Here is a 292-nt window from a genome sequence, read left to right as displayed (position 1 = left end):
CGAGCATGCCGTTGGTGGCGAGCAGGGCGTATTGCTCGTCTTCGGGCATGTCGGGCAGCTTCTTCGACAGCTCCATCTTGCGGTAGAGCATGCCGCTCGTGTTGAAGAAGCGCTTGAGAGGAAGCCCGCTGCGCTCGTGCCACGTGCGCAGCTCATCGGCGGTGGGATTGTCTTCCACGATGTGCCGGTCGGCGTAGGTCACGCCGTGTGCGTCCAGCCACTTCTTAGCCTTCTGGCAGGTGGAGCACTTCGGTATTCCAAGAACAGAACATCGGCGGCCATGACGCCCTCG

Annotated in this window: 1 pseudogene; it reads right to left on the bottom strand. The window is 62.0% G+C overall.

Features of this window, described 5'->3' with window-relative positions:
- Positions 1-202, bottom strand: a pseudogene (locus NE591_RS15105) (arsenate reductase family protein); the annotation flags it as partial.
- Positions 203-292: the final 90 nt, after the last annotated feature.

Source organism: Adlercreutzia sp. DFI.6.23 (assembly GCF_024462535.1).
GTDB lineage: Bacteria > Actinomycetota > Coriobacteriia > Coriobacteriales > Eggerthellaceae > Adlercreutzia > Adlercreutzia rubneri.
Note: the sequence above shows the minus strand (reverse complement) of the source record. Positions and strands in the feature narration are given on the sequence as shown.